The sequence below is a fragment of the Microseira wollei NIES-4236 genome (assembly GCF_020521235.1).
In the GTDB taxonomy this organism is placed as follows: Bacteria; Cyanobacteriota; Cyanobacteriia; order Cyanobacteriales; family Aerosakkonemataceae; genus Microseira; species Microseira wollei.
In genome coordinates this window covers 1-20,175 of record NZ_BLAY01000121.1, presented here as the reverse complement: position 1 = coordinate 20,175, position 20,175 = coordinate 1, and the positions used below count along the sequence as shown (strand labels likewise).

Genomic DNA, 20,175 nt, shown 5'->3' with positions numbered 1-20,175 from the left:
CACCTTTGTTTCTTTGGCTCGATGTAACTAGCAACTTACGTTAGTTATCTCAAAAGTGCAGTTAATGGCTGGGGAAATCAGGAAAAATGCTATATTAGCAATTAGCCATTAGCCATTAGCAACGGGCAAGTTGCTAGTTATAAACTTGCGCTAAAACTTTATGGCATTGATAAATATTGGTGTTTGCAGCAGGAAACGGGGGTGGGAAAATCCAGTTAACACCACTCAACGCAACCAACCAAATTCCGATTATTAAGCATGGTTGGCGACTCTGACGCCTGAGAGTGCGATCGCAGCAGAATTTTTATACTTGGCGCTGACTGTAATTCAAAGCAACAATCACCCCAACCCACTCTGGGATTTAGTTGCCAAAGTAGGAAAAGTAGGAAAAGTAGGAAAAGTAGGAAAAGTAGGTATACTCACATCTTGCACCAGGGCTAACACCTTAGTTTCTGGCAAATAGCTAAACTTGAAAGCCTAGATTTTTCGTCAAGAAACAAGGGTTTCAAGGCTTGTTGATAATGGTGCAAGATCTGAGTATACCTAAAACTTCACGATAAATTTACAGAAATACCCGTTGATATACCTAAAACTTCACGATAAATTTACAGACAAAACAGAGTTTTTGTTGCAATATTTACTTAGTGGTTTTTCCGGGTGTAATTTGAATTATTGCATAGGCCAAAAAAAATCATAAGTTACATTACGTAGAACCCATTCAAATTGATAGAACAATTAGGGAGCGCAACAGTAAACCGCAAAAAAAAGCTAGCTACCCAAAAAGCAGAAGCTTAAGGGTTACTAGCTGAGTCAAGACTTACGCAACTGTCACAAGCGATCGCGCCCTTATGAGCTACTCGATCTGGGCAGCGATCGCACCTCAAAGTTTCGAGTACCTAACTCACAGGATCAACATAGGAGTTAAAACCATGAAAAACCTTTTGAATAAAATTTCGGCTACCGTAACCGCTAGTGCTGTTCTAGCGATGGCGCTTGCCTTAGAAACAGCCAATCCCGCTCAAGCGATCGAGTTTAATTTTAGCTGGTAAGGTGACGCTGGCTACTCAGCTTTAGGGACGTTCAACTATGACGAAACGACAGCACCATCAATTATTTCAGAAAGCGGTAAGGGGCAGACAAAATATTTAGACTCCCTGAGTGTATCTTTCTTCGATCCATCTAATATGCCGCTCGGAACTTATAATACTGTTACTGGTGGAGTATCAGACTCTCAGTTTTTCAAATTCAATTTTGATACTTCCAATAAGAGCTTATTTGGCAATTTTGACGTAGCAGGAGGACAATTTATAGACGGAGAATTGTTCCGGCAAGGAACAATTGGTAGTAAGTTGGAATTAAGGCAGACTGCCAATCAAGGAACAACGAATATTCTAGTGGATCAAAATTCTGGGGCTATTACAGTTACCCAAGTTCCTGAACCAGCTTCTGTTTTGGGTTTACTAGCATTCGGTGCGTTGGGTGCAACTTTAAAGGGCAAAAAAAAGCTAGCTGCCCAGAAAGCAGAAGCTTAAGGGTTACTAGCTCGGTCGTAAAAATTCAACTGACTTTATTTTAGCCTAGCCTGGGGAAGGTTTCGCCAACACCAGACAAAAGAGAGATCGCAATTTCCCAAAGCGCTTAGCGCCAATAAATCTGATGCCTAAAACATCAGCGATCGCCCTTGAGGGAGCTACTCAACTTTAGTAGCGTTTGTACATCAAGGTTCGATTACCCAAATCACACATTTTAAGAGGTAAAAACCATGAAAACTTTGGCGATCAAAATGGCTGCTACCATAGGGATAATGGCAGCGTCACTGGCGGCTGCACCAGCCTATAGTGCTTCTATATTCTTCACTCCCAGTTCGCAATTAGATAGCGATCCGATTGAAGATGCGATTGCAACAACTGGGGCAAATGGGTTCAGCCTTAGCATCAAGGTAGACACATCAGGTCTGTCTAGTCCTTTAAAGTCCCTGTTGTTTGAAGGAGTGCGAGATGAAGCTGAACTGGCATCACCGAACCCTGTTCAAACCCCTGAAAGCCTAGCACTATTAGGTCCGGTTGAAATTGTTCGCGACCAGACTGATTTGTCAAAAGTTGTATTTACGGTTAATTTTCCTGGTGGACAAGGAATTGCTCCAGATACAATTTTGGAACTGTTGAACGTCAGTTACTCTGTGCCTCAATTAGTGAATGACGGTAAGACGGATTTTAGTGTCTCTAAAGTCATCTCAGCAACTACTGTGGACGGAAGCAATGTAACCAGCAAATTTGCAGTACCTACCAGCGGTATCGACGTTCAGGCTTCGGTTCCTGAACCCGCTTCGGTGTTGGGTTTACTTGCATTCGGTGCGTTGGGTGCAACTTTAAAGCGCCAGAAAAAGCTAGCTGCCCAGAAAGCAGAAGCTTAAGGGTTAGAACTAGCTCGTAAAAATTCAACTGACTTTATTTTAGCCTCGATGAACTCTCTGGTGTCCCTTGCGCGTGCCTAAAGGCGTATCGCCTAGCCTGGGGAAGGTTTCGCCAACACCAGACAAAAGAGAGATCGCAATTTCCCAAAGCGCTTAGCGCCAATAAATCTGATGCCTAAAACATCAGCGCTCGCGCTTGAGGGAGCTACTCAAATTGAGTAGGGTTTGTACCTCAAGGTTCGATTTTCCAGTTCAAACAATTGAAAAGGAGATCCTCAATGAAACTAAAACAATCTCTACTTCTGGCTGGAGTAAGTCAAGCAGTTGCTGCTGGAATGGTGATGGCATCTTCTCCAGCTTCTGCCGCACAATTGTATAACTTTTCTTATAGCGGAACAGGGATCGATGCCACGGGAACATTAACCCTTGGCGCTCCAGGAACAGACCCAGGATCTTTTCTGATAACAGGGATTACTGGTGAAAGGAATGGAGTTGCCATTACCAGCTTGCTTCCAGTGGGTTCATATCCAGTAGGAAGCGATCCAGTCACAGGAGATCCTGCCGTTCCCAACGATAATTTGTTCTTTCCAAACCAGGATATTAAGTTAAGTTTTGCGGGCTTTAGCTTCCAAACGGTTGACGGTAACAAATACAACCCTTACTACGATGCAGAGGTAAAGAGCTATCGAGAGTGCAGCACTACTGGATGTGCAGTAGAAGATCCTAAAGTAACCTTTACCAGCACTGCCGTTCCCGAACCGGCTTCGGTTTTGGGTTTAGTTGCATTCGGTGCGTTGGGTGCAACTTTAACCCGCAAAAAAAAGCTAGTTGTCCAGAAAGCAGAAGCTTAAGGGTTAGAACTAGCTGGTAAAAATTCAACTTAGCTTGATTCTAGCCTCGATGAAATCTCGTGCGATCGCTGCAACGCCAACCAGCAAGTGGAAGCGATCGCCCCAAGGTTTTTTCTCGTTTTCTCGTTCCCAGGTTCAACCTGGGAACGAGAGTCCTGGAGGCTCTGCCTCCAGATAATTGAGAATGGTGCAAGATCTCAGATTACCCAACTCATATCGTGTTTGTTTGAGTGCCCATAGTTAGGACTGACGCGGAGAGGCGGAGACGGGGAGACGCGGAGAGTTTTAATTATGAGTAATAAGCCTGCCATCACATCACACAATCCAAGAGGTAAAAAATGTCAAAAACATCTTAACTAAACTTGCAACAGCTGCTGCGATGGCGGTTGGTTTATAGGTTGCGATCGCTGTTGATTTTGGCTTTCATAGTCAAGCTGCTTTGATCGCAACTTTGACCTCAAAACCTACACCTTTGATTTTTGATGATGACGGTAGCCAAGATGGGATGACTGCACTGGCATATATGCTGGCAAATCCTAAGTTTGATATTAAAGCCATCACGATTGCCCAAGGAATTGCCCGTCCGCCAATTTTTGTCAATAATCTGGAGCGAATGCTAGGGCGGCTGAATGTGAGTGACATCCCGCTTGGTGTTGGTAGATCCAATCCTTTGGCAGGAAACAATGCCTTTCCAGACTTCATTCGAGATGGCTCGGATACGTTTTGGGCGCCCTTTGTCACGCTGCCACCCACAGCCCCACCCTTTCAAACCAGACCAGCGGCAGAACTGATTGTGGAGACGATAAAACAGTCCCCAGATCCGGTGGCAATATTGGCAACTGGTCCTTTGACAAATATTGCAGAGGCACTGCGGCTAGACGCTTCTATTATCAACAACATCTCGATAGTAGAAATCATGGGCGGCGCAGTTTTCGTTCCAGGGAATCTCAAAGTGCTTCCAGATCCACCCTTTGCCACAAATGCGGTCGCCGAGTTTAATATTTGGCTCGATCCAGTCGCGGATCAGGAAGTATTTGAAGCGGGAAACAAAGGATTAAAAATCCAGTTGACTCCCCTTGATGCGACCAGCAAAATCAGTTTTTATCGTGCCGATCAAGCAGCATGGTTGGCTACGGGAACTCCTGAAAGTATCATTGCTTCCGAATTTTTAGATTTTGCTCTGACTGTAATTCAAAGTAACAACGATCCTAACCCGGTTTGGGACTTAGTTGCAGCAATTAATCTCAGCGAGCCAGATTTTTATCCTGAAACTCCTTTACACCTGAAAGTCGATACAGAGTCAAATCCTGGAGCAACTCAAGGGCAAACATTTGCTGTTGATGGCTTACCTCCTAATGTTCTGGTATCTCTAAACCCCAGCTTTAATAACCTCTCATTCAGCAGCAGCGAAGTCTTCTCAGCGCTGCCGTCGAAATCCGTTCCCGAACATGCTGCTGTTTTGGGATTATTAGGTGTTGGTGTATGGGGCGCTGGTTCTGTTCTCAAGAAAAAGCAAGGGTAATGCAATGAAATAAAGGCGCTGGCGTAGCCTCTGGGTCTTCGAATCGCTCGAATCCAAAATTATCATGGAGGAAGAGCGATCGCATTTCTAGAACGGTTTCTTGCAACTTCTATTAGACTTCTCCAAAAACTCTTGTGGGATAGGCGTCGGTGCCTGTCAAAGAGATTCTTTGTTGGAGAGGTCTATTGGGGTAGATAATCAGAGTTAAGAACATCTTCTAGCGTGAATGGCGGTTCAGCAGGGAAAAAATCGGCTCTTAGTTGATATTTACGCAAAGCAGTACTCCTCGCTTTTTGATAGCAGTCGAGAAATAGATCTGTTAAAAGGGGACCCAGACTAGGACTATCCTCAAGGGACAGTTCAATCTGAATTCTTTGCTCCACGATTGTATCGCGCCAACCCCTGGCGTTATCAGTTTTCTCTGCTTCCCAATACATCAGCTTGAGAAGATGTTCAATCAGGACAATTATAGCGGATTGCAGTCCCATGAGGTACACCTTGGCAGCAGTGTGCGGGCAGCATTAATGCTGCCGCTACACAAAAGGCGCCAAAAGGCTGTACCTCACAAGAAAAGCAATCCGCTGTAATCGGCTTTTAACTTCCTTTTTCTCACTTCTTCCCATGCTTTCAATTTCTTCAATCAGATTTTCCCAGTCCACGTCGTCAAAGCGACGATCTTTGAGCAATTTTGCCGTCGTCTGTATCCACAGATAAAAATCCTGCTCATAAAGAATTTGATTGAATTGGGGTTGAGAACGGATTGTCATAGCAGTTTATCCCTTTGTGAGAGTTCTAATTTAACTACGCGCTTACGCCCTTTCCGGATTTTTGCCAGAAGTCTAGTAACTATCTGTTGATGCCTAGTCTGTGTGCAGAAAGTAATGCCCCGCACAGTAAAATTATTCAGTTTACCATAAAATCATAAATTAATTGCCGAATTATCCAATATACATTTAAACTTTATACTTTTTTTACTAAGTAAATTAGATTATATTTTTTTAGTAAAAAAATGGGTGAAGTCTGACTATAAACAACGAAATTATCCTTAAAATTACTCTTGTAATTTCGGATGCCTGCCCTGGGGTTGTTTTGTGTTACGCACATCCGGGGGAGGCGATGAAATCACCCCAACAAGAATTAACGGTCAATCCCTAGTTTTGACAGGTTCAATACTTATGATTCGAGCTACCAAATTATCAGTGGCAGCATTGATCGCTATGAGCATGAGCTTGCTTAATATAAGCTCGGCAGATGCCTTCACCCTCACCAAGATTGCCGACAACAGTGGCATCTTAAGCGGCTTCCCCACCGCAGAACCTGCAATTAACGACAGTGGTACTGTTGCCTTCGACGCTAGTCTGAAAGCAGGGGGTTACGGCATTTTTATCGGCAATGGTGGGGCATTGACCCCCATTGCCGATACCAGTGGTATATTTAGCAGTTTTCAGAACAGCGACTTAGGTACCAGAGGCGTCGTGGACATCAACAACAGCGGCACGGTTGCCTTCCACGCTAATTTGGATGCAGGGGGTAAAGGTATTTTCACCAGTAAAGATGGGAAACTGACCAGCATCGTTGATACCAGTAGCAAATTTAACATCTTGCTTAACCCGACAATCAACAACAATGGCACTGTTGTTTTTACAGGTGTATTCGATGGGAGGAATAATAGTGGCGTCTTCACTGGCAGCGGCGGCACAGTAAACACCATCGCTGACAGAAACGGTCCATTAGCTGGCTTCGGCAGTTTTCCTCAAATTAACAACAATGGCACCGTTGCCTTCTCCGCTACTTTGGATGCAGGGGGTCAAGGTATTTTCACCAGTAAAGATGGGAATCTGACCACCGTTGCCGACACTACTGGTAACTTTAGCGAGTTCCTGGGTTCGGGGTTCAACGACAATGACACCGTCCTGTTTCGTGCGCTTCTCAGAACAGGAGGTCAAGCTCTCTTAACCAGCAAAGATGGAAAACTGACCACGATCGCCGACAGCAGCGGTCCGTTCAGTACATTTAGCCAGGCAGCAATTAATAACAATGGCAACCTAGCCTTTTTCGCTCGGCTGGATCTTGATCCTAATAACTATGGTCTATTCACAGGTCCAGATCCAGTAGCCAATAAGCTAATTGCGACGGGAGCTTGACTAAATAGCCAAAAATTTAACTAAACTTAACCATACCGACTCGCAACGAGCGGGTATTTTTGTGGTAAGTTAGACGGGTTGCCGAAAACCAAGGCACAAAGACCGCGAAACCTTTTTCGCACAACCTCAATTTTTTCTTGATCTTCCGAGTACGCTCGGCCCCGTGCGGAATTGACGCCTGTGGACAAGTAGGAGCCGACTCCCTTGGTTGAAGCAGGAAGCAGACCCTCCAGAAACTGTTTCTGGTTGAATGGTGAACTTTAAGCAAGTTTAGCCAAGTTCTGTGAAGCAGATGCTTTCTTAGGTTCTACGGTGACAGCGCTTGGCTTCTCCCGCCAAGGGCTAAACAATTCTGGTCAAATTGCCTTTGGTGTCTACTTAGCAGATGGCAGGCAAGCCATTTTCCGTGCTGACCCTCAAGCTGTTCCCGAACCAGCTTCGGTGTTGGGTTTGTTGGCAGTAGGGGCGTTTGGTGCAACTTCTTGGCGGCATAAGCAAAATTGACATCCTCCCCGGTGTGAAGATACGAGGATTCCCAGAATCACTTGTTGGGTTTCCTCTTTAGACCGGGGAGTGTCAAAGGCGATCGCTAAAATATTCCCGATACAATTTACACCTGGGAATACAATCCCTACCATCCAATTTCACCAAGCCCATACTGTTTAATTTAAATCCCTGTTCTAAGGGCAAGCGCACGCTCTCTGAAGCCGTTACTACCTGTCCAAACGCCAATTTTATCTCTGGATATTTGTCTAAATTCCACAAATGCCGTCGCAGGTGGTCGCTGTAAATTCCTGCTTCTGTAGCAGATTCTTGAACTAACCGATCGAGGGTCATATCCCCACGGGCAATATGATACATTGCGAGTCGAACTAAAAAAGGATGTCCTCCCACTAAATCCATCAGTTGCTCGACTTTATTTTCATCACAATCGATTCCGTGTCTCCTTGCCAATTCTTGCACTTGCTGGGGGTTAAACTCTGGTAATTCTATCGGCAATCCCACATTAAACGGGGATTTATTCATATCTAAAGGGATATAAACTTCCGTGGAGTGAACCACAATTAAGCGAAACTTTTTCCATTGATCGCAGCGCTTAGACTCTTCGTGTAACGCTCGCAATAAGCCTAAAAAATCATCGGCGATTTCGGGGAATTCAAAGATGCGATCAAGTTCATCTAACCCTAAAGTCAGGGGCGGCAAATTTTCTGATAACAAATACTGTTCAAAATAAGCTTTGCAACACAAATTGCTACCAATAATATCGGCTAACTGCCAGCAGTTGGATAATGAATCTAGTTGTCCCAAAGCTAGACCGACGCCAGCACAAAACCACTGTAAAAAGGTATCTAAATTGGTGAAAATGCGCTTACTCGCTAGCTGAAAATTTAGAGCGATCGCTCGCGAGCCTTGGGTTTCGGCGCAATGCAAAATCCTTGACATTAGGGACGTTTTACCCATCTGTCTAGGAGCTTTAATCCGGATCAAAGCACCGGGTTGAACAATTGTTTCATAACAGCGGGCTTCGATGGGAGGACGTTCGATATAAAAGCGGGAAGCTAATTCAACTTGCCCTTCTGGTAATTCGGGTGGGGCATTGGGCATTGGTAATTCTTCTTGTACCCTTTCTGAAGTAATGCTTTGCCAAGATATAGCTAATTCATGGTCAGAAGGTAAGGAAGTGCGACCTTGTTTAATCAGCTTTAAAAGTTCTGAGGCTAGGGTGGAAATATCTTGGGTACAATGCCACTGCCAAGGTTGAATTCCTTGTAAAAGTTCAAGTAAGTCGAAGGGTAGAGTGTATTCCCAAGGTAGGTCTAAACAGATGGGTAAAATAGCTGGCTTTTGGGGAGTGTTGTGGTGCAATTCTCTCGCGAGTTGCACTGTTTCTAAAGTTATTTCGCTGATAGCAGTTGCTCTTGATAATAGCAGCAAAAAATAATCGCTGTAATCTAGAGATTTTGCCTGCATTTCTACATTGTGACCAGCCGCAGTCAAACTTTGCTGCAATTGGATGGCGAGGCGATCGTATTGCGGGTGATGGCTAATTAAAATTTTGGCTTTAAAGTCGGATACTTCGTTTTGGGGAAGGTTATCGGATAAATCGGCGATATTGCGCCATTCTTGCCCCAAAGCTTGGCAAATTTCCTGGAAATTGGCGTAATCTACGGGTTTGCCGTTGAGGAAGTTGCTGACGGTAGATTGGGCGATGCCTAACTCTTCCGCGAGGATTTTTTGGCTGGGAAAACCGTTTCTGAGTAAAGAGGATTTGACGGTGGGGATGTATTGGGGATGGATTTTAAGCGATCGCGGCATTGCAATTTAAATTCCTGGCTGACCCTGGTTGCCCTCACCCTCAAGGGTGGGGCTAGACAAACTAAGCCTGCCTACGCAGGCTAAGAGTTTTCAGACCGCGCAGGCGGTCTTGGTTTGTGGAGCCACAGGCTTTAGCCTGTAGGCGAATAAGAGTTTTCAGACCGCGCAGGCGGTCTTTGTTCGTGTAGCCACAGGCTTTAGCCTGTAGGCGAATAAGAGTTTTCAGACCGCGCAGGCGGTCTTTGTTCGTGTAGCCACAGGCTTAAGCCTGTCGGCGTCGGCTGTGGGCAACTGAAACGATTGTAAATGCCCGTTCTGCCAAAAGTCGATGAGAAGTCGATGAGTTCTCGCTAAAGTCAGTTTAGATCTCAGGTATCCACCTGTCTTAATAAAGACAAGCAAGGATTTGGACAGGAGGTGAAGAGATTGCCCTTAATTGATTCACAACTGAGTTTTCCACTGTTTTGGTTAGGATTTGGTCTTGTTCTTTGCCTGCTGGAACTGTTTCTACCAAAAACTCTGGTTACTTACTACAGATTTGTGCCGTTATTCTCAGGAATTTGTTCTTTACTTGTAGCGTTCCTTTTATTTCGGGCAACCCGCGTACCGGAGTTTAAGTATCAGATATTTTACTGGATGGGATTGTCTTTAGCTTCAGTTATTTGGATACGTCCGATGATTCGCAAGCGCAAAAAATATGTCGTGCGAGAAGCAACGGAAGCGAAAACGGTGACGGAGATTTTACCGGGAGAAACGGGACGAGTGCTTTATGAAGGCTGTGTTTGGCAAGCTTATTGCGAGGATCGAACTTGCCCGATCGCATCCAACCAAAAAGTATTCGTTTTGCGCCGCGAAGGCAACACTCTGGTTGTAGTTCCAGACAGACTGTTTCTTCCTTAACCACTCAATTATCAGGAGAGTAACAATGGATTTCTTTCAACTTGTACTATTCTCGTTTTTGACTGTTACCGGAGGTTCCCTTGCTTCTAGTGTCAAAATTGTCCGCCAAGGAGATGAAGCGATTGTGGAAATGCTAGGTAAATATGATGGCAAAAAGCTCGAACCTGGACTTACACTTTTGATTCCCTTCATCGAACAGGTAGCGTATAAACAAACCCTGCGGGAACAAATTTTAGAAATGCGTCCAATTCAATGTTTGACGTTAGACCGAATTTCTCTAACCGCTAATTTTCTAGTTTACTGGCGGCTGACAGATATTGAGAAAGCTTATTACAAGGTACAAAATCTCAAAGACGCGATGATGAATTTGCTGATTTTGGACATTCGCACAGAAATTGCCAAACTTGAAATCGAAGAAATGTTTAATGCTAGAGAGAGACTGAATCAAGCTTTGGTGGAAAGATTGGATGTGGCAACAGAACCTTGGGGAGTGAAGATTACGCGAGTAGAGATGATGGATTTTGCGATTGGGAATAAGCTGACTTATGAAGGTGCAAAAACTCCAGCTAAAAGCTTGAATGCTGTAGGAATTCGGTAAGCTTAGTTTCTGGCAAAAATATTTGGGGCAGGCAAGATGCCTACCCCACAAGAATAAAACAAATATTGCGATGTTTAAATCCTATGATGTACTTAAATCCGATGAATTTACTAGCACAAATACCGCCTCATTCTTTTGTAATAACTCCCCCTTGGTTTTGGGCGATCGCTGGCGTCAGTCTCTGTATGATTGAGTTTTTATTAGCAGCACAAAAAATGAAAAAAAGCTACAAATTCATTGCTTTATTAATCGGGATTAGTTGCTTTATTACCGCAATTACAGATTGGCAAATGGCAGAAGCACTCGGATTTGATTGGCGCTATGTCATGTATGAAGAATTTAACGTCCAAGTAATGTATTGGATGGGTGTATCTCTCGCCTTGGTTATCTGGGTGCGTCCTACTTTAATTAAGCGCAAAAATGTTGTGATTCCCGATGCAACTGAAGCCAAAACCTTGACGGAAATTTTACCCGGAGAAACTGGAAAAGTTCTCTATGAAGGCTGTTTTTGGCGAGCGCGTTGTGCTGATAGGTTTAGCAAGATTGAACCGAATGAAAAAGTTTACGTTTTGCACCGAGATGGTAACACGTTGATTGTGAATTCAGAAAAGATGTTTCAGGCATAGGTGACATAGTTTAATTCAGTTTCCTGCATAAGTCAAACCCTGTCAGATATATGTAACTGTAGAACACTGAACCCAGGAGAATAACCATGCAACTTCATCCAAATCCCAATTCCTCCCTCGTCGTCTATAAAAATCGTGAGCTTGCAACTTACAAATCGCGCCGATCTATTTCTCGTAAAAAGTGGCAATCTTTCATCAAAGTTACATTAGGCGCTGTCTTTTTAGTACTGATTCTTGCCTTACCAGCAATAGCTTGTGGTCCCGGCAGAGGGGTATTATTTGCCTCGAACGTTTTCTTGCTTCCCGCAGTCGCATCAATTTCTAGCTATGGAATCCCTCTCCTCGCTATCATCTGCATCGAAGCTTTTATTCTGCATAAAAGAGAATCACTGCCTTACCTCAAAGCTTTTGGAATAGCTTTAGGAGGAAATATTTTCTACCTGATAGCCAGCTTATTCAGTTCCGTATTTTTAGTTGTAATTTTTCCCCTAGCGGTAATTGGTGGAGCGATTTCTGCTGCGATGTGCCTCTCATTTTGTCAGCGGGTAGGTTTCTTAAAAAACCTGAGCAAAGCGATGTTTGCATTCTTAGTTTATCTGCTGTTTGTTGGCATGGGAGTTGCGCAGGTATTTATCATGGTATCTATGAATATTTCGGCAGGATTTACTTATCTTTATGCAGCGACAGCGGGGTTATTGCTGATTGGATTTATCTTTGGATTTGTGATGAAAGGTTATGCGATCGCTCGCCTCCTCAAACACAAAAGCCCCAGTCTTGCTGCTACTGTCATGTCGATGCAAGTAGGTTCTTATCCTGTCGTTGCGATCGCATACTATTTTATGGCTGGCAAAACCTTCTAACCGATTAAATATGTTCCCCGAACCATTCATTTTACCCTCATTTATGTTCTTTTTCGGACTGCGGCTAGGACGAGCCTTAGCACGGAAAGGAGTTAACGCCAACGACATTTTTCAAGGCAAAAACTACCTCGCTATAGTCTTTTTAATTCTGTACATCGGTTTGCTATTACTGGCTCGTTTTGTGCCTGAAATGTCAGCTTTACCCTTTGAATGGCGCGTTTACAGCCTCAAAATAACCTGGACAATCTTGCGTTTGTTGCTTGTATTTATCTGCGGCATTGGTTTCGCAATTAGTTGGTATACTGCCCGCGTCCAGGTCGTCGCTGTTGTGCTGATTGGATTATTAGGATTGGGTGGATTTAATGCGGCTGAATCTTACTTTTTAGCGCCAATTCACGCCACTTTAGAAGATAATCTTCAGCATGGCGTATTTAAACAAACTTCTAACAGCAGTTGTGGCCCCTCTGCCTTAGCAACAGTATTGCGACTTTGGGGAATAGAAGCAACTGAATCAAGCGTAGCAAAACTAGCAGGAACCACCCGTTTAGGAACATCCATGCCGCAACTTTTGGTTGCAACTCGCGCTATGGGAATGGATCGAATAGAATTAGATGCAAATTGGGAGCAAATGCAGCGAATAAACCGCCCTGGTGTGTTAGGCTATTGGTCGGGAAGCGGTCTGTTTCGACTCCCTCATGCGGTAGCATTGCTGGGTTTAAATGACAATTTCGCTATCGTTGGTGACCCAAGTTGGGGGCGAATTTACCGCATCCGTCGGGCGCGTTTTGAGCAATTTGGCGGCGGACAATATCTGCCAATTTTACGCCCGCAAGATATTTCCATTCCCCGCGAAATAGCTCTGGTTTATCTTCAGCAGATAGGCGAAAAAGTTAATACAAAATCTGAGGTTGCTTCTGCAATTAGGCGCTTGCAAAAATCGGTAGGTGTGAAGGTAACTGGGGAGTTAGATACTCAGACAGTGCTGCTGTTAAGTGGTTCGTTTCTCAAAGGAGTTCCAATGCTTAAATCTAGAGATAGTTTAAACAGTCTTAATTTAGATCTTGCGCCTGTAAATTTAACCCGCCAGGGAATAAATTCCAAGGGCTTTTAGCGAAATTCCTCTTTAGAGGAATGGTAGAGATTTGCAGTCCACTGAGCGTGGACTTAAGCTATTAGCCCGGAAATTTATTTCCGGGCGGGATTACGGGTTAGTGCGAGAGTTAAATTTGGGTTCAATCGTTCAATTGGGAAGTCAAACAATGGTTATTTTAGAACAAACAAAAACTCAACTAAAATTCCGCTATCGACCTGATTCGATTTGGATGGCTACAGGTGGTTGGATTGTCGGGACGTTTTTGCTCATTGCGATGATTTACCTACAACTTTCTTGGATATTCTATCTTTGGTGGATACCATTATTCCTTGTCTTGAATATTGTGGCTAGTATCGCCCTGCTTATTTTTGCCGGACGAGTTGTCATCTGTCATTTTGATAAGGACTATAATGGATTCACGCTCAAGCGAGGCGGTTGGCTGAATACTCAAGTCATTTGGCATCCTTTAGCTCATATTATAGATGTCCAAGTCGAAGCCATTGGCTGGAATCCGGATCGCAAGGCTAACTGTCAGATCGCGCTGTTTCTTAAATCAGGCGATCGCATCTCCCTTGACTTGGGTTTAGCTTCCATCAATGACAAGTTGAACGCGGTTAATCTAATCCGTAAGTTTCTGGATATGCCACCTCAAAAGTGGAGTTAGTCAACTGTAATTTTGGTAAGCACAATGACAAACTATCAATATCAAATTGGCGGCAGTTTACCCAAGGATGCACCCACTTATGTGGTGCGCCAAGCTGATAATGACCTTTATGAAGGACTAAAAGCTGGGGAATTTTGTTATGTCCTAAATTCCCGCCAAATGGGAAAGTCCAGCTTGCTGGTACAAACGATGCAACGGCTCAAATCTGAAGGAATTGCCTGCCCGACTATCGACCTTTCAGCAATTGGTAACCAGCAGGTTTCTTTAGATAAATGGTATGGCGGCGTTGCCTACAAAATATTGTGCGGTTTCGCTCTATTTAACCCAATCGAATTTATGACTTGGTCGAAAGACAGAGAACTCATTCCCCCAGTCCAACGCTTGGGCGAATTAATAGAAGAAGTACTGCTTGTCAAGGTTTCTCAAAAAATCGTTATTTTTATCGATGAAATTGATAGCGTTCTCAGCTTTAAAGAACCTCTAGATGACTTTTTTGCTCTAATTCGATCTTGCCATAACAAACGCGCCCAAAAACCAGATTATCAGCGGATCGCGTTTGCGCTTTTGGGAGTCGCGACGCCTTCTGATTTAATTTCCGATCCCACTCGCACGCCGTTTAATATTGGTCGCGCGATTGAATTGCATGGGTTTCAATTCCAGGAAGCGTTACCCTTAGCTAAAGGATTTGAGGGAAAAGTACATAACCCGGAAGAAACTTTAAAAGAAATTTTGGCATGGACGGGGGGACAACCGTTTTTGACTCAAAAGCTTTGTAAATTAGTAGTTCAAGTAGCGACGGATAAATTGAGGACTGAAGTCCTTACTACGAACTTATCTGAATTGGTCAAATCCCAGATTATCGAAAATTGGGAATCTCAGGATGAACCAGCGCATATTCGGACGATACGCGATCGCATCACCAAAAACCCCCAATCTGCTGGCAGGTTATTGGGACTTTATCATAAAATCCTCCAACAAGGAGAAATCCCAGCCGACGATACTCCCGAACAAACCCAATTAAGATTATCGGGATTAGTCGTTAGTCATGCTGGAAAATTAAAAGTATACAATCCCATCTACGAATCTATTTTTAACCTAAATTGGGTTGAAAAAATATTTTTATATTTGCGTCCCTATGCTGAATCTTTAAATGCCTGGTTAGCTTCTAACTGTCAAGATGAATCAAGATTATTGCGAGGACAGGCGTTACAAGATGCCCTCACTTGGGCGACAGGTAAAAGTTTGAGTTATCAAGATTATCAGTTTTTAGCTGCTGCTCAAGAAGCTGAATTAGCCGAACTCCGCAAAATAGAAACCCAAAATTATGCTGAAATTGAACGGCTAAATCGAGAAAAAGATTTGCTCAAACAACTGAGTCAAGAAAAGGAAAAACGAAAATTAACTGAAGCAAAACTTCAGCACGAACGCCAATTAAGAGTCGCGCTAAATATCCGCGCTTTCATCGTTTTGGGTCTATTCTTTGCTTTGATAATTGAGCTAATTTGGCTAAAATCATTTCTAGATGCCAAAAATAAAGAACTGAATGCCTTGAGTTTATATTCAGAGTCTTTGTTTGATTCCAATCAAAAGTTGGATGCCCTAATCCAAAGCATTCGCTCGGGTAGAAGATTCAAAAACTTATGGGGCATTGGAATTAATCCCGATACTAAAACGCGAATCGTCATGGCGCTGAATCAAACTGTTTACTCCCTAAAAGAACCGCAGCAATTACCGGATAAAATTAATCAACCTACCTGGATAAAGTCCAGTCCAGATAGTCAGGCGCTTGCTGCTTTAATTCAAAATATAACCTTTAATATTTTGAAGGGACATCAAGGTGAAATCACCGATATTAAGTTCAGTCCGGATAATCAAACGCTTGCTTCTGCAAGTGTTGATGGAACGGTAAAACTTTGGCATGTTAGCGGGATTTTGCTCGGTATTTTAAAGCATAAAAGTCCGGTGAATAGCATTAGCTTTAGTCCGGATGGTCAAACTCTGGCATCGGGAAGTGCAGATAAAATGGTGAGAGTTTGGCACGTTGATGGCACGTTGCTGAAAACTTTAAACCATCACAAAGCAGAAGTTAAAAGCGTTAATTTTAGTCTTGATGGTCAGATGCTAGCAACTGCTAGTGCTGATGGAAAGGTTATTCTGTGGAATTTGAATTTAGAGGAAATGCTAGTTCAGGGATGTCAGGTGTTGCGCGATTCCGCTTCGCGGATATGCCGACCGCACGCTTACGCGAACGCCCAAAGGGCGAATCGCATCCATCATCACCCAAAGATTAGTCCACATGTTAGCGAAGAGGTGCAAAACGCATATCGCCGTCTTTGTGATGGAATTGGCGGATAGAGAAACCCCCAGAAGGCTATGCCAAACTTGCAAATTACCCCGCTCCGTAAAATTAACTAGATGCTCGAATCGTTACCTGTGTAAAATAGTGAATTTTACCGGATATTCAATAACCAATTCTAGTGTGATCTCCCTATCTTGGTAGGCTGAATTGTGCAATAATTTTCGGGAAATATATCTTTAGGTAATTATTGATGGATCTATTGTTTAACGAACCTAAAATCCCGTTTGAATTTTACCAGCAACTCAACCATGCCTTTGTTCTCCACATTGATACCATCATTAGCAAGATACCAGGAGCATTACCACTCATATCCCAAGCAGTACAACTCTCAACTTTAAAATACCAACTCCCCGTTACCCTATTTCCGCAAAGCCTACAGGTGAACCATCAGACAGACACAATCGGTCAATTCAGTTGCACCAGTAACCGCGATCTTCTCACAGGAACTCAACCAGAGCAACCTCTCTTGCATCTACTCCCAGCAGAAGATATGATGTCCCCACCTCAAGAAGACCCCCTCCTGGGGAATAGCAAAAATATCAATATTTCAGATAAAAATTATACAGTGAATTCTGAGGAAACAAGTTTAAAAGCTATTGCTCCTTTGGCTGCTGCTACCCCAAATAACGCCATGCTCTTGGGCATCTACTATGGCAACCAAGGCTGGAATATGCCACAAGTCCAAGCATTAGAAAGCTGGCAGGGCAAGAAAAATGCCGTTGTCAATTTGTTTACCGATTGGAAAAATAACAGCCAAACCATCGGTAATTTATTTAACCAGCAACTGGGCAACATATGGAATAACAAGAATGTCCCCCTCGTCACCTGGGAACCCTTCACGGGTCCCACAACGCCCTTAGACATTGAGTTACGCATCGCCAACGGCAAGTACGACGCCTACATCAATACTTGGGCGGATAAGATGAAGACTTTCTTATCAGGGGCAGATACCGTTTACGGCACGGCAGATGACCGCCGCGCTTACCTGCGTTTTGCCCATGAAATGAACAGCAACTGGTATCCCTGGAGTGCTGCTGTGGGCAACAATTCTCCCACCGACTACATCAACATGTGGCAGCACGTCAAGACCATCTTTGATCACAAGGGAATGGACGCGACTCGCTTGCAATGGGTGTGGAGCGCCAACAATACTGATGTGGGGGGTTTTAGTGCCGAACAATTCTATCCCGGCGATGCCTACGTAGACTGGATCGCTGTTGACGGGTACAATTGGGGCACGAGCAATCGCTGGTCTTCTTGGAAGACACCACAGCAGGTCTACGGTGGAATGATAGACCGACTGAGGATGTTAACCAACAAGCCACTGGCAATTACCGAGTTTGCCAGCACAACGGCAGGTGGCGGCATGAATGGTAAGTCCAAGTGGCTTAGCGATGCCTTTAATTACTTTGCAGGGCAAAACGTTAAGATGGCAGTCTGGTTCAATCAGGATAAAGAAACTGACTGGGCGATGTTTGGCGGGGCGAATGACGACAGCACCTACGAGTTTGGTGGCAAAACTTACAAGACTTACAAGAGTTATAAGAATGCGATCGCATCGGGCAATATCATACCTTCCACTCCTACAAATCCACGCCTGTTAACAGACGCCCAATTCTCCGGACTCATCTAGCACCAGCTATTGAAACCGGGTTTCTACAAACAAACCCGGTTTCTGATACGAAGTGTAACGCACCACTAGCGCCTGGTGCTAAAGGCGCAAACCTATTCACTGATAGTAAAAATTGAGTTAGTAGGGTGCGTTATCGAAGTGTAACGCACCACTAGCGCCGGGTGCTAAAGGCGCAAACCTATTCACTGATAGTAAAAATTGAGTTAGTTTTTCCTAGAAACCGGGTTTTTTTGCCTTGCCAAAAACAAAGGTGATGCGTCAATCTCGCCCCTCGAAACCGGGTTTTTTTGCCTAAGTCCTGAGCCAGTCTAGGTCGAACTCAGGTTATTTTCCCTCGTTGTATCCTAGTATATTTTAATATTCTCTCGATATATGATATTTTGATACCTGGTATTTATAACTATTGCTCATGGACTTATTGCTTCTCGAACCTAAAGCTGCCTTTGGATTAGACCCACAACTTGACAATTCCCTTTTTCCAGACACCAAGGGCAACATGGGCGATACATTAGGATTTCCACTACCCGAACCCCAATTATTACAACCCTCGGCTCTCATCGGTCAACTCCCAATCCCAGCATTTTCTCCCAGCTGGCTTTTAAGTGATTATACCGAAAAAGCAAGCGATTTAACTTCTGGAAACACTGATATCATCACTGGAAGTCAAGCCGATTCGTCTCCCAACACTCCACTCTCATCAGACCATATTATTATACCAATAGATAAAAAAGTTTTGGCGGGGAATAGTCAGGACATCGGCTTGTTTGAAAAAAATTATACACCAGATGCTGATGTAAGAACTTTAACAACGAGCAATTCCTTGGCTGCCGCTACCTCAAGTAACGCCATGCTCTTGGGCATCTACTATGGCAACCAGGGCTGGAATATGCCACAAGTCCAAGCATTAGAAAGCTGGCAGGGCAAGAAACATGCTGTTGTCAATTTGTTTACCGATTGGAAAAATAACAGCCAAACCATCGGTAATTTATTTAACCAGCAACTGGGCAACATATGGAATAACAAGAATGTCCCCCTCGTCACCTGGGAACCCTTCACGGGTACTGCAACGCCCTTAGACATTGAGGTACGCATCGCCAACGGCGAGTACGACGCCTACATCAATACTTGGGCGGATAAGATGAAGACTTTTTTGTCAGGGGCAGATACCGTTTACGGCACGGCAGATGACCGCCGCGCTTACCTGCGTTTGGCGCATGAAATGAACGGCAACTGGTATCCCTGGAGTGCCGCTGTGGGCAACAATTCTCCCACCGACTACATCAACATGTGGCAGCACGTCAAGGGAATTTTTGATGGCAAGGGAATGGAGGCGACTCGCTTGCAATGGGTGTGGTCTGTGAATCACAGTGATGTGGGTGGTTTTAGTGCGGAACAATTTTATCCCGGCGATGCCTACGTAGACTGGATCGCTGTTGACGGGTACAATTGGGGCACGAGCCAGAACTGGTCTTCGTGGAACACACCACAGCAGATCTACGGTGGAATGATAGACCGACTGAGGATCTTAACCGACAACCCACTGGCAATTACCGAGTTTGCCAGTACGACGGCAGGCGGCGGCGTCACCGGCAAGTCCCAGTGGATTACCGATGCCTTTAATTACTTTGCAGGGCAAAACGTTAAGATGGCAGTCTGGTTCAATCAGGATAAAGAAACTGACTGGGCGATGTTTGGCGGGGCGAATGGCGACAGCACTTACAAGTCTTTTAGCACAACTTATAAGACTTACAAGAGTTATAAGAATGCGATCGCATCGGGCAATATCATACCTTCCACTCCTACAAATCCACGCCTGTTAACAGACGCCCAATTCTCCGGACTCATCTAGCACCAGCTATTGAAACCGGGTTTCTACAAACAAACCCGGTTTCTGATACGAAGTGTAACGCACCACTAGCGCCTGGTGCTAAAGGCGCAAACCTATTCACTGATAGTAAAAATTGAGTTAGTAGGGTGCGTTAAGGAAGTGTAAAGCACCACTAGCGCCTGGTGCTAAAGGCGCAAACCTATTCACTGATAGTAAAAATTGAGTTAGTAGGGTGCGTTATCGAAGTGTAACGCACCACTAGCGCCTGGTGCTAAAGGCGCAAACCTATTCACTGATAGTAAAAATTGAGTTAGTAGGGTGCGTTAAGGAAGTGTAAAGCACCACTAGCGCCTGGTGCTAAAGGCGCA

19 protein-coding genes and 1 pseudogene are annotated in these 20,175 nt (G+C 44.3%); 18 read left to right on the top strand and 2 right to left on the bottom strand.

Going from position 1 to position 20,175, the window contains the following annotated elements; genetic code table 11:
* The first annotated feature begins 262 nt into the window (after positions 1-262).
* The 7 genes from MiSe_RS31905 to MiSe_RS31875 all read left to right on the top strand — a co-directional run bounded on the left by MiSe_RS31905 (position 263) and on the right by MiSe_RS31875 (position 4,786).
* Positions 263-463, top strand: a complete 201-nt coding sequence (locus tag MiSe_RS31905; protein ID WP_226587692.1) for a hypothetical protein — start codon at positions 263-265, stop codon at positions 461-463.
* 385 nt (positions 464-848) lie between these two features.
* Entirely contained in the window at positions 849-1,049 is a 201-nt protein-coding gene (locus MiSe_RS31900) for a hypothetical protein (RefSeq protein ID WP_226587690.1), read from the top strand.
* Positions 1,050-1,184: 135 nt separating this feature from the next.
* Positions 1,185-1,532, top strand: a complete 348-nt coding sequence (locus tag MiSe_RS31895; RefSeq protein WP_226587688.1) for a PEP-CTERM sorting domain-containing protein — start codon at positions 1,185-1,187, stop codon at positions 1,530-1,532.
* Between the two features lie 230 nt (positions 1,533-1,762).
* A complete protein-coding gene (locus MiSe_RS31890) occupies positions 1,763-2,413 on the top strand; it encodes a PEP-CTERM sorting domain-containing protein (protein WP_226587686.1) in 651 nt (216 codons plus the stop codon).
* A 278-nt stretch (positions 2,414-2,691) separates the two neighbouring features.
* Positions 2,692-3,264, top strand: coding sequence for a PEP-CTERM sorting domain-containing protein (locus MiSe_RS31885; RefSeq protein WP_226587684.1), 573 nt, complete (start codon positions 2,692-2,694; stop codon positions 3,262-3,264).
* Between the two features lie 34 nt (positions 3,265-3,298).
* Positions 3,299-3,442 carry a hypothetical protein gene (locus MiSe_RS31880; RefSeq protein WP_226587682.1) on the top strand — a complete coding sequence of 48 codons (144 nt, stop codon included), beginning with the start codon at positions 3,299-3,301 and terminating at the stop codon, positions 3,440-3,442.
* A 273-nt stretch (positions 3,443-3,715) separates the two neighbouring features.
* A complete protein-coding gene (locus MiSe_RS31875; protein ID WP_226587680.1) occupies positions 3,716-4,786 on the top strand; it encodes a nucleoside hydrolase in 1,071 nt (356 codons plus the stop codon).
* A 182-nt stretch (positions 4,787-4,968) separates the two neighbouring features.
* Here the strand turns inward: MiSe_RS31875 and MiSe_RS51325 are convergent.
* Positions 4,969-5,553: pseudogene (locus MiSe_RS51325) on the bottom strand (DUF29 domain-containing protein).
* A 324-nt stretch (positions 5,554-5,877) separates the two neighbouring features.
* On the opposite strand from MiSe_RS51325, the gene MiSe_RS31860 reads away from it, so the two are divergent.
* Both MiSe_RS31860 and MiSe_RS31855 read left to right on the top strand, forming a co-directional pair.
* A complete protein-coding gene (locus MiSe_RS31860; RefSeq protein ID WP_226587674.1) occupies positions 5,878-6,930 on the top strand; it encodes a DUF7453 family protein in 1,053 nt (350 codons plus the stop codon).
* Between the two features lie 312 nt (positions 6,931-7,242).
* Positions 7,243-7,434: a DUF7453 family protein gene (locus MiSe_RS31855; RefSeq protein ID WP_226587672.1), complete on the top strand. Its 192-nt coding sequence runs from the start codon at positions 7,243-7,245 to the stop codon at positions 7,432-7,434.
* A 72-nt stretch (positions 7,435-7,506) separates the two neighbouring features.
* Here MiSe_RS31855 and MiSe_RS31850 read toward each other — a convergent pair whose 3' ends face one another.
* Complete coding sequence (locus MiSe_RS31850) at positions 7,507-9,246, bottom strand: AAA-like domain-containing protein (RefSeq protein ID WP_226587670.1); 1,740 nt, start codon at positions 9,244-9,246, stop codon at positions 7,507-7,509.
* A 426-nt stretch (positions 9,247-9,672) separates the two neighbouring features.
* Here MiSe_RS31850 and MiSe_RS31845 point away from each other — a divergent pair, with 426 nt between their 5' ends.
* The 9 genes from MiSe_RS31845 to MiSe_RS31805 all read left to right on the top strand — a co-directional run bounded on the left by MiSe_RS31845 (position 9,673) and on the right by MiSe_RS31805 (position 19,828).
* Positions 9,673-10,146, top strand: coding sequence for an NfeD family protein (locus MiSe_RS31845; protein WP_226587668.1), 474 nt, complete (start codon positions 9,673-9,675; stop codon positions 10,144-10,146).
* Positions 10,147-10,171: 25 nt separating this feature from the next.
* Complete coding sequence (locus MiSe_RS31840; RefSeq protein WP_226587666.1) at positions 10,172-10,744, top strand: paraslipin; 573 nt, start codon at positions 10,172-10,174, stop codon at positions 10,742-10,744.
* 101 nt (positions 10,745-10,845) lie between these two features.
* On the top strand, positions 10,846-11,370 hold the full coding sequence (locus MiSe_RS31835; protein ID WP_226587664.1) for an NfeD family protein: 525 nt from the start codon (positions 10,846-10,848) through the stop codon (positions 11,368-11,370).
* A gap of 86 nt (positions 11,371-11,456) precedes the next feature.
* The gene (locus MiSe_RS31830) at positions 11,457-12,230 is read left to right on the top strand and encodes a hypothetical protein (RefSeq protein ID WP_226587662.1); all 774 of its coding nucleotides are present in this window, start codon (positions 11,457-11,459) and stop codon (positions 12,228-12,230) included.
* Positions 12,190-13,341 carry a cysteine peptidase family C39 domain-containing protein gene (locus MiSe_RS31825; protein ID WP_226587660.1) on the top strand — a complete coding sequence of 384 codons (1,152 nt, stop codon included), beginning with the start codon at positions 12,190-12,192 and terminating at the stop codon, positions 13,339-13,341. The genes MiSe_RS31830 and MiSe_RS31825 overlap by 41 nt, the downstream gene beginning before the upstream one ends.
* A 31-nt stretch (positions 13,342-13,372) precedes the next feature.
* Positions 13,373-13,987: a hypothetical protein gene (locus MiSe_RS31820; protein ID WP_226587658.1), complete on the top strand. Its 615-nt coding sequence runs from the start codon at positions 13,373-13,375 to the stop codon at positions 13,985-13,987.
* Between the two features lie 24 nt (positions 13,988-14,011).
* Positions 14,012-16,342: an AAA-like domain-containing protein gene (locus tag MiSe_RS31815; protein WP_226587656.1), complete on the top strand. Its 2,331-nt coding sequence runs from the start codon at positions 14,012-14,014 to the stop codon at positions 16,340-16,342.
* A 194-nt stretch (positions 16,343-16,536) separates the two neighbouring features.
* Positions 16,537-17,979, top strand: coding sequence for a glycoside hydrolase family 26 protein (locus MiSe_RS31810; RefSeq protein ID WP_226587654.1), 1,443 nt, complete (start codon positions 16,537-16,539; stop codon positions 17,977-17,979).
* 409 nt (positions 17,980-18,388) lie between these two features.
* A complete protein-coding gene (locus MiSe_RS31805; protein ID WP_226587653.1) occupies positions 18,389-19,828 on the top strand; it encodes a glycoside hydrolase family 26 protein in 1,440 nt (479 codons plus the stop codon).
* Positions 19,829-20,175: the final 347 nt, after the last annotated feature.

Coding starts and splice junctions, on each gene's coding strand:
- MiSe_RS31890 (WP_226587686.1), top strand. CDS start 1,763: ATGAAAACTTTGGCGATCAAAATGGCTGCTACCATAGGGATAATGGCA.
- MiSe_RS31810 (WP_226587654.1), top strand. CDS start 16,537: ATGGATCTATTGTTTAACGAACCTAAAATCCCGTTTGAATTTTACCAG.
- MiSe_RS31895 (WP_226587688.1), top strand. CDS start 1,185: ATGCCGCTCGGAACTTATAATACTGTTACTGGTGGAGTATCAGACTCT.
- MiSe_RS31805 (WP_226587653.1), top strand. CDS start 18,389: ATGGACTTATTGCTTCTCGAACCTAAAGCTGCCTTTGGATTAGACCCA.
- MiSe_RS31850 (WP_226587670.1), bottom strand. CDS start 9,246: ATGCCGCGATCGCTTAAAATCCATCCCCAATACATCCCCACCGTCAAA.
- MiSe_RS31840 (WP_226587666.1), top strand. CDS start 10,172: ATGGATTTCTTTCAACTTGTACTATTCTCGTTTTTGACTGTTACCGGA.
- MiSe_RS31835 (WP_226587664.1), top strand. CDS start 10,846: ATGAATTTACTAGCACAAATACCGCCTCATTCTTTTGTAATAACTCCC.
- MiSe_RS31900 (WP_226587690.1), top strand. CDS start 849: ATGAGCTACTCGATCTGGGCAGCGATCGCACCTCAAAGTTTCGAGTAC.
- MiSe_RS31830 (WP_226587662.1), top strand. CDS start 11,457: ATGCAACTTCATCCAAATCCCAATTCCTCCCTCGTCGTCTATAAAAAT.
- MiSe_RS31885 (WP_226587684.1), top strand. CDS start 2,692: ATGAAACTAAAACAATCTCTACTTCTGGCTGGAGTAAGTCAAGCAGTT.
- MiSe_RS31815 (WP_226587656.1), top strand. CDS start 14,012: ATGACAAACTATCAATATCAAATTGGCGGCAGTTTACCCAAGGATGCA.